This is a genomic window from Paenibacillus sp. LRG-1, from assembly GCF_057220305.1.
The window spans coordinates 5,361,187-5,376,068 of the sequence record NZ_CM170126.1 but is presented as its reverse complement, the minus strand read 5'-3'; the positions used below and the strand labels follow the sequence as shown (position 1 = coordinate 5,376,068).

Sequence of the window (14,882 nt, the reverse complement as noted above, 5' to 3'; positions counted from 1 at the left end):
AAAATAAAATGTTTGATTGCTTTGCTTTTAAAAATAGTGAGAGCGGCCTATGTGGTCGTTCTCTTTGCGATATATCACTTCCATGGGATAATCCAATGCGATATAGCATGACGTGAACTACGGCTAAGGAGATGAAACATTTGGCGAATGAAAGCATCATCATCAAAGGCGCACGCGCGCATAATCTCAAAAATATTGACGTGACGATTCCACGGGACAAGTTCGTCGTCCTGACAGGGCTTAGCGGCTCAGGTAAATCGTCACTGGCTTTCGATACGATATATGCGGAAGGGCAACGGCGGTATGTGGAATCTTTATCTGCGTATGCCCGTCAATTCCTCGGGCAAATGGAGAAACCAGACGTTGATTCGATTGACGGTCTGTCTCCTGCCATTTCCATTGACCAAAAAACGACAAGTCGGAATCCGCGTTCTACCGTCGGAACGGTTACCGAAATCTATGACTACCTGCGGTTGTTGTTTGCCCGGGTGGGTCATCCTCATTGTCCTGAACATGGCATTGAAATCACTTCACAGACCGTTGAACAGATGGTGGACCGCATTTTGCAGTATCCTGAAAAGACAAGACTGCAGATTCTGGCTCCATTGGTATCCGGCCGCAAAGGTGAGCATAAAACACTGTTCACTGATATAGCCAAGCAGGGCTTTGTACGGGTACGTGTGAATGGAGAACTACGTGAATTGTCTGAGAAGATTGAGCTGGAAAAGAATAAGAAGCACTCGATTGAAGTGGTCGTAGACCGCATCGTAGTCAAGGAAGATGTGCGTGCGCGTCTATCCGACTCTATTGAGACGGCACTAAATCTTTCAGGTGGGCAGTTGCTTGTAGACATTATGGGGCAAGAGGAGTTGCGGTTCAGCTCCAACTTTGCATGCCCTATTTGTGGATTCAGCATAGATGAACTGTCTCCAAGAATGTTTTCCTTTAATAGTCCGTTCGGCGCTTGTCCGGATTGTGATGGGTTAGGAGTTAAAATGGTGGTTGACCCTGATTTGCTCATTCCCGATCCTGAAAAAAGTGTCGAGGATGGGGCTTTTCAGGCTTGGAGTGGTGGAACTTCCACTTATTATCCTCAATTTTTACAGTCAGTATGCGAGCACTACGGTATTCCACAGGACATTCCTGTTAGTCAATTGACGACAGAACAAATGAACCTCATTTTACATGGAACGGGTGAGCAGAAGATCCGTTTCCGCTATGAGAATGATTTTGGTCAACGTAAGGAAGCCTATGTGACCTTTGAGGGGATTATCCCCAATCTGGAGCGTCGTTATCGTGATACGGCTTCTGAGGGTATACGTGAATTTATTGAAGGCTTTATGAGTGCAAAGCCATGTAACACTTGTAAGGGACACCGACTGAAAAAAGAAAGCCTGTCGGTAACCATTCAAGAGCGTAATATAGCTTTTGTGACAGCTTTGTCTATCGGTGAAGCCTCAAACTTTTTCCATACACTGGAGCTGAGTGAGAAGGAGAAGTCGATTGCCAATCTCATTTTAAAAGAAATTAACAGCCGCCTGGGATTCCTCGTTAACGTTGGTCTGGAATACCTGACTTTAAGCCGTGCGGCAGGCACGTTGTCAGGCGGTGAGGCACAGCGTATCCGACTGGCGACACAGATCGGGTCCAGTCTGATGGGTGTGCTTTATATTTTGGACGAGCCTAGTATCGGACTGCATCAGCGAGATAATGACCGTCTGATTAGTGCTTTGGAGCATATGCGGAATCTCGGTAATACGTTGATTGTGGTGGAACATGACGAAGATACGATGATGGCGGCGGACTATATCATTGATATCGGGCCAGGAGCTGGAATCCATGGTGGGATGATCATGTCGCAGGGGACTCCGCAGGAAGTCATGGAAGACCCGAATTCCTTAACCGGGCAGTATTTGAGTGGACGCAAGTTCATTCCGGTCAATACCGAGCGGCGCAAGCCTGCTGATAAATGGTTGGAGATTCGCGGAGCCAAGGAGAACAATCTCAAAAATGTGAATGTCAAAATTCCATTGGGTGTTTTCTCAGCTGTTACTGGTGTATCTGGTTCTGGAAAATCGACGCTGGTCAATGAAATTTTGTACAAAACGTTGGCGCGTGATCTGAACCGTGCGAGAGTACGTCCAGGGCAGCATAAAGAAATTCGCGGACTAGAACATATCGAAAAGGTTGTTGAGATCGATCAATCGCCAATTGGTCGTACACCGCGTTCCAATCCTGCAACGTATACTGGTGTATTTGATGATATCCGTGACTTATTCTCGCAGACGAACGAGGCCAAAGTACGAGGCTACAAGAAAGGCCGCTTTAGCTTTAACGTTAAGGGAGGTCGTTGTGAAGCTTGTAGAGGCGATGGCATCATCAAGATTGAGATGCATTTTCTGCCGGATGTGTATGTTCCATGCGAAGTGTGTAAAGGCAAGCGTTATAACCGGGAGACCCTAGAGGTTAAATACAAAGGGAAAAGTATTGCCGATGTGCTGGAGATGACGGTAGAGGATGCAACGGAGTTTTTTGTAAATATTCCGAAGATTCATCGCAAGATCCAGACACTGATGGATGTAGGTTTGGGGTATATCAAGCTGGGTCAGCCTGCGACTACCTTGTCTGGCGGTGAAGCACAGCGTGTGAAGCTAGCCTCCGAATTGTATCGTCGCAGTACGGGCAAAACCATTTATATTTTGGACGAGCCGACAACCGGCCTGCATGTTCACGATATTGACCGATTATTGACGGTGCTGCATCGTTTGGTTGATTCAGGAGAGACGGTGCTGGTCATTGAGCATAATCTGGATGTGATTAAAACAGCCGATTATCTGATTGATTTGGGACCGGAAGGCGGAAGTGGCGGTGGAACGATCTTGGCTACCGGGACACCGGAGCAGCTCGTGAAAGTCGAAGAATCCTATACAGGTCGATACTTAAAGCCGATCCTTGAACGGGATACAGAGCGTAGTCAAGCGCTTCAGACAGTCGATCTATAGATACCGTTTAGCATAGTTTTAAAAGCCCTGCACAGGCAGGAAGGCAGAATACGAACTAGTGTATTGATGCCTTCGTCTTGGCAGGGTTTTATTTTTTTTGTAAAAAAAGAAAACTTTTATCAAATTCCTGCGTTAAAGCATGTGACACATAGTTTACCAAGCGCTGGAATAATAAGTATATACGTATATTCATCGACAGAAAGTCTCTGAGTGGTCTCTAAATTTTGGAGTTTTGGATGTTTAGGCTCGGGCTTGAAGAGGTAAATATATAACTCATGATTATATAGCATCATACGAAGTTCCGTGCCCGCGTGACAACCATTACAAGTTGAAGCGAAACCGTCTGTAGTTTTATCACATCTAAGAGGTTCATACAACATCTCTGAGGAAGTCATGAAGGGAGCTGGAACGCTTGAAGGTTAAGCAAAGTAGAGTTTTACGTACACGTGTGTATACATGGGCAGCAGGAGCTGCTTTGGCGGCATGTTTGATGGGATATAGTGCTGCACCGTCCTATGCCTCCGAGGTGTCCGAGGCGTTTGCGCCCAAACAAGCCGAAATCGAAACAAGTGCGGCAATTGGTAGTATTAAGGATTTAGGAAACGCTCACAATTACATTCAACCCGCAGCGAATGGTGGGTTCTTTATGCTGAACGTCGAGGACGATACAGAAGCAAGTGTAGTACACGTCACATATGGCAAGCTGGACAGTTCTGTGGAGGCTGTATGGAAACATCAACAGGATCTGAACGTACAACCCGGAACAAGCAGCAGTGGAGTCCAGCGGGAGACGTCGGATGGGGGCTTGCTGTTTCTGATTGATTATACAAAACCGAACGGAATACGAGATGTGCAGGCTTCACGATTGGACGAGGATGGAAACACCTTGTGGTCCAAAACATTACCCACAGATGGCTTGATATCTCATGGACAGGATTCTCAGGTTGGTTTGGAGCCACTGGAGGATGGCAGTTTCCTGGTCTCCTATCTAAACCTTGCGGAACAGTCCTTCACTGTACTCAAATACACTGAGGCTGGCGATATACAATGGAATCGAACGACGGCCGGAGTGACCTCGGGTTGGCTGGTCGGCAGTCACAATGGATATTATGCGCTTTTGAACAGTTCAGATGGTCCCGTTGGGGTACAAGCAGATGTATATGGTCGCGATATCCGTGACATCCATCTGGACTTAGGATCAGGTAGAGAAATTGCCGCAGTACGTGAGTTGCCGAGTGGTCATATTGCTGTAACAGGGCTTAAAGGCAACAGCAAGCGTACACAGGTGCTAAGTAATGGTCTGCAATTATTTAGCAATACAGAGGACTATGCGGCTGATCGGGTGTATCTGCCTGAGGAGCAGTTGTATGTCCAGTTCAGTGATCAATATGATCCACTGGGTAAAACCACGAAGATGCATGGCATCACCATTACAGGCTTGAAAGGAAACGGTACGAAGGTGTGGGAAACGAGGACTCATTATAAGGAGGATAATTCCTTCGGCATCCGGTATGATACGGGATTGATATATAAGATACCTTCAGGCTACGCGGTGGTGACATCTACAACAGGCGCTCATAAGCCAACAGTACTCGATTTTGCGAAAATATTGATACCGGAGTAATCCGGTGTCTTTTTTTATGAAAGTGAGGGAAACAATATTGCGGGGCTCCATGAGGATAAGAAATAGCCTGCTTGTATATGTCATACAAGCAGGCTGTTAATAGACTCTATATTTAGGATGCAACGTGGCTGGACTGTAAAATAGCAGACAGCTTTTCCTGAAAAGTCGGAATCCCTACACGCTGTACATATGCGTAAAAGCTTTCGCCAGCGCTCCTGTTTTCTTTGTAGAACAGAATGAGCTCTGCCAGTACAGGTCCAACCTGATCCCCGCGTACGCGACCTTTGAGCGCTTTGTTAAACTGGGCGCCTGCTCCAAGCGCTCCGCCGACAGCGATGTCGAACGCGTCGACCAAGCCTTCCGGTGTCTTTATGAGCGAGCCTTGCAGACCAATGTCCGCAATATGCTTTTGACCGCAGGAATTCGGGCAACCGATAAAATGAATGCGCACCTTTTCATCCAATTGCACGTGCTGATCCAAATACTCGGCAACGTCAACCGCCCGTTTTTTGGTTTCCACAATCGCCAGATTGCAAAACTCATTTCCTGTGCACGATACCGTACGGCTCATAAAATGCTTGGGCTGTGGTGTCAGGCGTTGCAGCACGGGGGCTTCCAGTAGTTCATCCACTTGCTCATTCGGCACGCCGCTCAGCAAAATATTTTGCGACATCGTGGTACGAATCTGACCATCGCCATAGCGGTCAGCCAGTTCGGCCAGTTCATGCAACTCGTCAGCACTAAGGCGACCGACAGGCACGTTCAGACCGACATAGTTCAGGCCTTTTTGGGCTTGAGGATGCACACCGTCAAAATAGGCGGCTTGCCAGCCAATTGTTTTGTCCTCGCCTCGTCCGGGCATTTCACCGATGTACTCGGTGAGCTTAGCCAGAAATTTGTCCGGGCCCCAATCGGCAACGAGGAATTTTAGGCGGGCATGGTGCCGCTTTTCCCGATAGCCGTAATCACGGAAAATGGTGGTGACAGCAATAGCAACCTTCAGTACTTCCTCAGGACGAACAAACAAATCCAGAGACTGTGCCATATGTGGCTTGGCGGACAAACCTCCACCAACCATCACATGGAAGCCGATCACTTCTTTTCCGTTGAGGATCTTGGTGGCCGGAGTGAAGGACAGGTCGTTAATTTCAGCCTGTGCATTGTTGTACGTATTACCGGAGATAGACATTTTGTACTTACGCGGCAGATTGGAGAAGTCTCGATTTAATAAGAAAAAACGATTTACTTCATCTACAATCTCCTGAGTATCCACCAATTCATTGGGATCGATGCCAGCCAGCGGATTACCGACAATGGTACGCGGGCAGTCTCCACAGGCTTCAAAGGAATACAAATTGACTTTTTCCAGCCTTTCGAAAATATCGGGCAAGCTTTCGACCGTCAACCAGTGAAATTGAATCGCTTGGCGAGTGGTGACATCCACAAGACCGCGTCCGTATAGCGCGGATATGTCCGCCAATGCATGTGCCTGTGCTGAAGTCATGATCCCTGTGTTGATGCGGACCCGCATCATGAAATGACCATCCTTGGGCTTTTGCTGATATACCCCAGCCCATTTGAAACGGTCCATATCGTCCGCAGAGATCGAGTCATAGCCATCGTTGGCATAGTTTTCGATAATGGTACGGATAACGTCGAGACCGTCCTTTTCCAGTTTGACCAACTCGAATTTGTTAAGCTTATCGGGATGAGCGTTCCAGATTGGTTCGTAGGCCATTCTTTTAACCTCCTTCAAGTGTTTATTTATACTTTAGTGTTTTGGATAGAGGACTCATGATTTTATTCTTTATTTCCGACAATAAAACTAAGATATAATGTGATGGTATCATAGTTGGTTATGCCCGTAAACGAAGGAATGACCTAATTGGTATAACGATTATTTATCGTTTTTGCTTATTTTTTTGATATAAGGATTTGGAAAATTTATAATATAAATAGCATGAGAGGACAGGGATGTAGCAAACGGAGCCTTTTAGAAAAAGATAGGGCTTAAAGCGATTGTATACGTGTCCCCTCTATGGTAGATTTGGACTAACTGATAGAACAGGGTCATGTAAGAGAGGAAATGGTGAGTATATGCGTAAGATGGGGAAAAGGGCAGTTGTTCTGGCTTTGGGCAGCGCTCTATGTGTTTCTGGAACGGCAGGTGCAGCTAGCAGTGGAACTGCGTTAAAGGCCAAAGTCATTAATGGTGGGGTCTATGTGAACGTAAGCGATATGAATAAAGCATTAGGAACCAGCGGCGCATATAACAGCGCAAATGGTACATATACGTTATCGGCCGATCGTGTGCCGCAGGTGGTTAAAAATGTATCTCCTTCTGTGGTCGGTATCATAGGCCGTTCAGCTACGGGAGAGACCGTAGCGGGAGGAGATCGATACAATCTGGCTCACGGCACGGGTGTCATCATTCGTACCGATGGATGGATTGTGACGAATGCGCATGTTATCGAAGGATTAGGTGATGCCGTGGTCGTAACCTCGGACGGAAAATCTTACGGAATCACCGACAGCTACAGCGATCCGATCAGTGACTTGGCATTAGTCAAAATCAAGGCAAGCGGTCTCAAACCCGCTACCTTGGCAGCTTCAACGAACAGTCTACAGGTAGGTGAGCAGGTAGTGGCTATTGGTACGCCTATATCCTTTTCACTTCGCAATTCGGCAACCTCAGGTGTTGTTAGCGGGCTGAACCGTGGTGTCAACGCTGCTTATCGTTTGATCCAAAGTGATACCGCGATCAATCCTGGTAACAGCGGCGGTCCGCTGGTCAATCTCAAGGGTGAGGTCATTGGGATCAATACGATGAAATTCTCGGCGGTCGGCATTGAAAATATGGGCTTTTCGATTCCGTCGGATACGGTGAAATATGTCATCGGCCAATTTTTCAAATACGGAGAGGTTCGGCGCGCCAGTCTTGGTCTGGGTCTGGAAGAGAGCTGGTCAGCTATCGTTGGATTACCTACCGAGGATCCTTTGAAAGTTACGAAAATTACTTCAGCCAATGCCGTTCAGGCCAAAATCAAGGAAGGCGATGAACTATACAGTATTAACGGGAAGCGTGTAGCTTCCGCTATTGACGTCAATGAGCTGCTTAAAAACTATCAACCGGGTCAAACGGTGAGTGTACTTATGCAGTCGGACGGTGATATTGTGAAGCGCAAGCTAGTACTGACACAGGATAATGGTGAAATCTATGAGTCCATTCAGTCTGGAGAAGATGGTGAAGATTCGAACGGTTCGGAAGCCGCTGAAGATGGTGGTGTAGCGCCTTCTAAGGAAGCATCGGAGCCAGCTCAAGGGGCAACTACTGGAAAGTGACAATAACGGCTCTTGAATCTATAAAATAAAGCTAAAGGGAGATTTACTGTGAAGCATATTCAAAGAAAAATGATGCGTAAGCTGGGGGTCGGCGCTGTCGCATTGTCCCTTCTGCTTTCTGCTTTGCCAGCAGTTGCAGCAGATCAAGATAAAAACATGCTGGAATTGCGTCTGCAAAGCGGCAGCAATACAGCCGTCGTAAACGGCCAAAATGCAAATATCACGAAGCCCTATTCCAAAAGTGGTGCACTGATGGTTCCGGCTGGTGTGTTTAAAAAGGCATTTAACAGCAAAATCCGATTGGCTGAAGATAATGTGGTTAAAATCACCAGCGGAACTCATGTTGTTTCGCTAACCATTGGTAGCCGTACAGCATGGGTGAGAGGTCACAAGGTAACACTTCCAGCTCCACCGGAAATGTCATCAGGTATCCTCATGGTGCCTCTGCGTCAAGTAGCAGAAGGGCTTGGCGGTAAGTTGGAGAAGAATGGTGCCGGAATCATTATTCGGATGGAAGCACAAGAAGAGGCGGGCACGGTAGCTGAAGAGACACCGAACATTGATAATGATGAGGGCAAGACGCAGATCGGGAACAGTTACTATGACTGGTCTATGAACTATCCAACAGGGCTCGTCATCGGTCAGGGAGGTGGAGATGAGAGTATCTCCACTTTTATGGATGAGAACAGTGCCTACTATATGGAGGTGCACACAGCGTCACAGCCGGTTCCACTGAATGCGGACGATCTGTTGCAACAATTAGTGCAGGCAGCCAAGGAAACGGGAGAAACTGTGATCGATCGAAAATCCTTCCCGAAAGCGAAGGTACCTTATGCTCGTGTCATTACGAAGGATGGGGACGGCGTATTGTGGGAAAATCGTCAGTACTATGACAACGGACGATTGTATGTAGTTTATTTTTCCGATGCTAAAGCAACGAATTATAAAGATCTGGCCCAGTATGCAGGACTTTTAAATTCCTTCAAGACCTCTTTTAATGCGCAGGATAAAAGTATTAAAGACTTGTCCACTGTCGTAGGAGGCACACGCGAGGCCGGAAATCCAGACTACGGTGTGTCACTCAGCATACCCGCAGGCTGGAAAATGGACGATCAACGGATGCAATATGAAAGTAATGATGGATCGAGCTTCCGCGTGAAAATAACCTCAGCTCCAGCGGATGGAAAGTTGGAGAACTGGGGCCAGCAGCTGCAAAAATGGCTGAGCGATTCCTTTGTGTCCACGGCTTATGAGGCACAGAAGACGTATCCGCTGGAGGTTGCAGGCGTTCAAGGGTTAGTACAGGAGTACCGTTATAATTTTGGCGATGGATGGGTCAAGGAGTACAACGTGCTGATTCAGCAAAATGGATACCGCTATTTGGCTGAATACGCAGTGCCTGAAAAAGTAAGCAAAGGAAATGATCAGTTCAACGCGCTCATTTCCTCGCTTCAAATCGATTTTCAAACCGTAGCGAGTAACTTTGGACAGTTGGAAGAAGACGACTATTTGACGGATAAAACGAAAACGGTCAAAAAGACGTCAAAAGCCTATGAATATACGGTGAATATCCCACGATATTGGACCGCGATTAGCGATCAATTTGAATTGGGCGATGTAGAGTACCAGTTTACTGGAGGACGTTTTTCCGTCAAAATCGACAACGACCAATCATTTGAACTAACGGTATCCCAGCTCAAGGACTTCTACGATAAGCAAGCAAAGAACTACAAAAACCTCAAAGTCGAGGAGGTTAAGGACGTAACGTTTGCTGGTGTTCCGGCAGTTTCCTTTACATTCCATCGTATAGAGGAAGGCATTGGCTACACAGGCCACCAATTGGTTTTGGAACGTGACGGAAAAACGTATACTGTGACAACGACATTGAATGATGCGAACAACACGGCTGTACAGTCTAATGCACTGGATTCGACGTTAAATTCGTTTAATTTTGTGAAGTAGAAGGTGTAAGTAAAAGATTGGCGAGGTATGGTGGGAAGAGGCTACGCGTGCCATTTGATCCTACGATCGCTGTTGACCCGGGATTCTTGGATTGTATAAGTGATTTAATATGTAAGAATCCCAGGTCAAAGGCGAACGCTGACGCTTCTTCGGATTCAAATGGCCCGCTTCGCTGGCGCCCGCCATAAGATTTCCAATCTTTTTAAAGATTGAGGTAAGCAGGGGGGAGCGAAGGCAGCTATTTACGGTACTTAGACCTGCGAACGCGAACGCCTTTTTTCGGATTCATTGTCGAGTACGCTGGTACCGCACAAGGATGCCTTTTTCTAAAAGGCTTAGGCCTACTAGCACGTCTAAGTTGCCTAGTCTTCATCTCCATTTGGCTTCCTGCTGGATAGCACTGTTTACTACGTTGTTCCTCTTGTTTTATATGATTCCTCACCTCCAAAGTACCGTTTGACGGGAATGGGGGTGTTTTTTATGTTTTAGTAAGAGATTTTTACGAGGAATCGCTTGGAAAGTGTAGAAGCTTGGGGCGCAGTCTGGTACACTAGATTAGTTACAAGATAAGAATGATTATGCCGCAAATGTTCGTGATGCGGATTTTTTGAGTTGGATGCCATTTATCCCTCGAGCTAGTGGTTCAGAGTGGGGATGATCGGATAGGATGATAATTCATAGGGCTATAAAATAAGCAGCATCGCTGCTCTGGAAAATAACGTTTAGCTCAAGGTTAATCAGTTATTTCTCCATATAGGGAGGACAAAGATGAAATCAGTAGTACGAAGAGAAGATGTTGAGCTTCTGGCACCAGCCGGTGACTGGGATTGTATGCGTGCGGCGGTGGCAAACGGGGCTGATGCGATCTTTTTCGGGGTGGAAAAGTTCAACGCACGGGCACGGGCAAATAATTTCCGCATGAAGGAACTGCCTGAAATTATGGCGTTTTTGCATAGCTATGGGGTTAAAGGTTTTTTAACATTCAATATATTGGTATTTGAAAACGAGTTGGAGGACGCTAAGGAGCTGGTCGATGCCTGTATTGATGCTGGAGTCGATGCCTTAATTGTCCAGGATATGGGCTTGGTGAAAATGATCCGCGACATTTCACCGGATTTTCCGATCCATGGTTCTACCCAAATGACGATTACCTCGCCGGAAGCGGTAGAGTTTACAAAGCCGTACAATATGGAACGGGTCGTGCTTGGACGCGAAAACAACCTGAAACAGATCCAAAAAATAGGCGATCAGGCGAGACTTCCAATGGAGGTATTCGTACATGGAGCGTTATGCGTATCTTATTCTGGCCAATGCCTGACTTCAGAAATGTGGGGCGGCCGCTCTGCTAACCGCGGTGAATGTGCACAGGCATGTCGTTTGCCTTACGATCTGATGGTGGATGGAGAGCAGAAACCAATGGCAGATGTGACGTATCTGCTTTCACCTAAGGATCTAGCAGCGATCGATTTGATGCCTGAACTGATCGACGCGGGTGTTGTTTCTTTTAAAATTGAAGGGCGACTGAAAACACCTGAATATGTGGCGAATGTGGTCAGCAAGTACCGCAAGGCCATTGATAAGTATTTTGATGGCGATACGTCCAAGACCAGCAAAGAAGATATCCGCGAGCTGCAGCAGAGCTTTTCACGCGGCTTTACGCACGGTTTTCTCGAAGGAACCAATAACAAGAAGCTGGTTGACGGTACGTTCCCGAAAAGCCGGGGTGTGTATCTGGGGCGAGTGGAACAAATCCTTCGTGATGGCGTAGTTTGCCGTATTGATGCACCGCTCAAGCGTGGCGATGGTATTGTATTCGATGCGGGAGATCCCACGCAAAAAGAAGAAGGCGGACGCGTATACGATATCCGTCGCAAGGGCGTGAAGATTGAAGGCGAAGCCGGAGAAGGCTGGATCATTGACATCGTAGCGGGACGCAACGATGTGGATCTGCGCCGTGTACACGTGGGCGACCGCATTTGGAAGACCAACGACCCGGCGCTGGACAAGCGTCTGCGCCAGTCATATGACACGGACAAGCCGTACCGTGTCTTCCCGGTACATGTGCGGGTCAGCGGCTCCCCGGGGCAACCGCTGTCGACGTGGTGGACCGACGTGCAGAAGGGCACAACGGTCCGCGTGGACTCTGAGCTGGAACTCGAAATTGCCCAGAAGCGTCCGATGACGCACAAACTGCTCGAAGAGCAGTTTGGACGACTGGGCGGAACGGTGTTCCAGCTGGAAGAGCTGGACGTCCATCTGCATGGGGACGTCATCGTGCCGATGCGCGAGCTGAACGGTATCCGCCGTCAGGCGGTGGAACTGCTCGCGGGCGAACGCCCCAAACCGCCCGTGTACACGAAGCGGACGGTCGAGGTGTATGACGATGCATCGACTCCGGCATCGTCTGTGGCACGCGGTCAGGCAGAGCTGACCGCGCTGTGCCGCAGCCTCCCTCAGGTGGAGGCTGCGCTTGAGGCCGGCGTGGAATTCATTTACGCCGATTTCGAGTTCATCAAGCAATTCCCGGCAGCCGTAGAGGCTGTGCATGCTGTAGGCCGCCGAATTGCACTAGCGACCCCGCGTATCCACATGCCGGGTGAAAATGGCTACCACAACAACATCCTGCGCCTGAAGCCGGATGCTGTGTTGGTACGCAATCCAGGGGCACTCTATTTCTACTTGCGACATCGGTTGGAGAACCCGGACGCACATCACCCGCAATTGATTGGTGACTTCTCGCTGAACATAGCCAACCATAAAGCGGCTGATCTGTTCCTGGATTCCGGCTGCGACTTGGTTACGCCTTCGTACGATCTGAACATTCAGCAAATGGTCGATATGCTCAGACGTACGCGTACCGATAAGCTGGAGATTGTGATCCAGCAGCATATGCCAATGTTCCATACTGAACATTGCGTATACTGTACCTTTATGAGTGAAGGCACCGACTACACTAACTGTGGACGTCCGTGTGAGGACCATCGCGCATCCCTGCGTGATCGAATTGGTATGTCTCATCCGGTCCGTGTGGACGAAGGCTGCCGCAACACGGTATACAACGCGATTGAGCAATCCGGCGCGGAATACCTGTCCAACTTCCTGGAGCTGGGCGTGTCCCGTTACCGCGTGGAATTTTTGGAGGAGACACCGGAGCAAGTGCATGAAGTTATTGATCTCTATAACCGTGCCCTGCGCGGAGAAATCAGCGGAACACAAGTATGGAAGACGCTTAAAGCAACGAATCAGTTGGGTGTTACACGTGGGCAGCTGGTGAAGTAAAAGGATGCTATAGGTTATCACAGTTATTTATTTTGATATTTGAACGTAGAAAAAGAAAAAATAGGGTATGTGCGTTGAGAGCACATACCCTATTTTTATCAATAAGTTCATCTGAACTACCATGAATCTCGTATCGTTATACTTTTTGGGCTTTTGTTTTTTTTGAAAAAACAATGAACTTTTGCCCGACATAATTAATTAAAGTATAAAAAATATTCCCGATTAAGATGGACAGATTGCCTAAAATTGCATTGTTTTTAATACTCAGACTTGAGATCAGGAAGTGGCTGATTAGATAGCTGAGACAATACGATAGCAAATAGCATATCAATATGATAAAGACAAACTTCCAAATGGTCTGTCCATGGCTTGCATTGTTTTTGAAAGTAAATCTTTTGTTTAAGAAATAGCTTACAGTAGCACCTACAGAATTACCAATAAAGGTCGATAACCAGTAGTTAGTCCCTAAAGTATTAAAGAGCAAGAACATGACGGACATGCCGCATATTGTATTTAGGACACCTACGACAAGAAAACGGAAAAAGCTATTCTGAAATAAAGTCAAATTAGTCACCTGTTCGCATCTGTTTATTGGACAGCCACAGCTTCCCTTTCACTATTTTTCACTTTTTTTGTGTTTTCAGTATCTGTATCTAAGGTGCTCTGGGAATCTAATAGAGTCTCAATAATATATTTGGGTCTTTGTTTTACCTCTTTATATATTTTACCGATATATTCGCCAATGAGCCCCAGTGCTACAAGTTGTAGACCACCTATAAACCAGATGGACAACATTAAAGAAGACCAGCCCCAGACAGTGGTTCCAAGGAGCTTACTAATAATGGTATACACAGCTATTAATAAGCTTATCCCAAACATTGCAAAACCTACAGCTGAGATAAGCCGGATTGGGGTTATACTAAATGAAGTGATTCCGTCAAAAGCAAAAGCGAGCATTTTCTTTAAAGGATATTTGGATTCTCCTGCAAAGCGTTCATGTCGATCGTAATAAACTTCAGTAGACTTATAACCTATTAACGGAACTAGACCACGTAAAAAGAGATTGACCTCTTTAAAGTTGCTTAATTCCTGGAGAACTCTTTTGCTCATTAAACGGTAATCCGCATGATTGTATACAATATTGACTCCCATTTTACTCATAACACGATAAAAGCCTTGGGCTGTTGAACGCTTGAAGAATGTGTCGGTGGTTCTACTTTTTCGAACCCCATATACGATGTCATAACCTTCTTTGAATTTTATTATAAATTCTCGGATGGCATTGAGATCATCCTGCAGGTCGGCGTCAACGGATATTACACAATCAGATGTCTCTTTAGCTTCCATTAACCCAGATAATAGAGCGTTTTGATGGCCAGCATTTTTCGCCAATTTGAGACCACTGACAAAAGGATTTTTTAGATTATATGATGCTATGATGTCCCATGTTTTATCACGGCTACCATCATCAACAAACAACATTTTACTATGTTTAGAAATGAGCTGACTCTCTGCCAACTCCTCAAGAATGACCGTAAGTCTGCTTATAGTTTCAGGCAGTACTTCTTCTTCGTTATAACAGGGAATAACTAACGTTAAAACAGGGTTACTGATTATTGAATCCAAAGAACTCTCTCCTCAAATTTTGGCATATCTGGTACTCAAATTTCTAT

The 14,882-nt window shown here is 46.7% G+C and carries 8 protein-coding genes; 5 read left to right on the top strand and 3 right to left on the bottom strand.

Annotated features, from left to right (window positions below; all coding sequences use genetic code 11):
- The first annotated feature begins 140 nt into the window (after window positions 1–140).
- Entirely contained in the window at window positions 141–3,002 is a 2,862-nt protein-coding gene (gene uvrA, locus ACUUJN_RS23875; protein WP_023990603.1) for an excinuclease ABC subunit UvrA, read from the top strand.
- A 412-nt stretch (window positions 3,003–3,414) separates the two neighbouring features.
- Window positions 3,415–4,626: a hypothetical protein gene (locus ACUUJN_RS23870; protein WP_068938855.1), complete on the top strand. Its 1,212-nt coding sequence runs from the start codon at window positions 3,415–3,417 to the stop codon at window positions 4,624–4,626.
- Window positions 4,627–4,738: 112 nt separating this feature from the next.
- On the opposite strand, the gene ACUUJN_RS23865 is transcribed toward ACUUJN_RS23870, so the two are convergent.
- Window positions 4,739–6,364 (bottom strand): nitrite/sulfite reductase, encoded by a 1,626-nt coding sequence (locus ACUUJN_RS23865; protein ID WP_023990601.1) that lies wholly within the window; start codon window positions 6,362–6,364, stop codon window positions 4,739–4,741.
- A 359-nt stretch (window positions 6,365–6,723) separates the two neighbouring features.
- On the opposite strand from ACUUJN_RS23865, the gene ACUUJN_RS23860 reads away from it, so the two are divergent.
- The 3 genes from ACUUJN_RS23860 to ACUUJN_RS23850 all read left to right on the top strand — a co-directional run bounded on the left by ACUUJN_RS23860 (window position 6,724) and on the right by ACUUJN_RS23850 (window position 13,209).
- Complete coding sequence (locus ACUUJN_RS23860; protein WP_254348545.1) at window positions 6,724–7,968, top strand: S1C family serine protease; 1,245 nt, start codon at window positions 6,724–6,726, stop codon at window positions 7,966–7,968.
- 48 nt (window positions 7,969–8,016) lie between these two features.
- Window positions 8,017–9,930 carry a stalk domain-containing protein gene (locus ACUUJN_RS23855; protein WP_023990599.1) on the top strand — a complete coding sequence of 638 codons (1,914 nt, stop codon included), beginning with the start codon at window positions 8,017–8,019 and terminating at the stop codon, window positions 9,928–9,930.
- 768 nt (window positions 9,931–10,698) lie between these two features.
- On the top strand, window positions 10,699–13,209 hold the full coding sequence (locus ACUUJN_RS23850) for a U32 family peptidase (protein WP_484668987.1): 2,511 nt from the start codon (window positions 10,699–10,701) through the stop codon (window positions 13,207–13,209).
- 136 nt (window positions 13,210–13,345) lie between these two features.
- On the opposite strand, the gene ACUUJN_RS23845 is transcribed toward ACUUJN_RS23850, so the two are convergent.
- Both ACUUJN_RS23845 and ACUUJN_RS23840 read right to left on the bottom strand, forming a co-directional pair.
- Window positions 13,346–13,783, bottom strand: a complete 438-nt coding sequence (locus tag ACUUJN_RS23845; RefSeq protein WP_223821961.1) for a GtrA family protein — start codon at window positions 13,781–13,783, stop codon at window positions 13,346–13,348.
- 14 nt (window positions 13,784–13,797) lie between these two features.
- Window positions 13,798–14,835 carry a glycosyltransferase family 2 protein gene (locus ACUUJN_RS23840; protein ID WP_264454466.1) on the bottom strand — a complete coding sequence of 346 codons (1,038 nt, stop codon included), beginning with the start codon at window positions 14,833–14,835 and terminating at the stop codon, window positions 13,798–13,800.
- Window positions 14,836–14,882 lie beyond the last annotated feature (47 nt).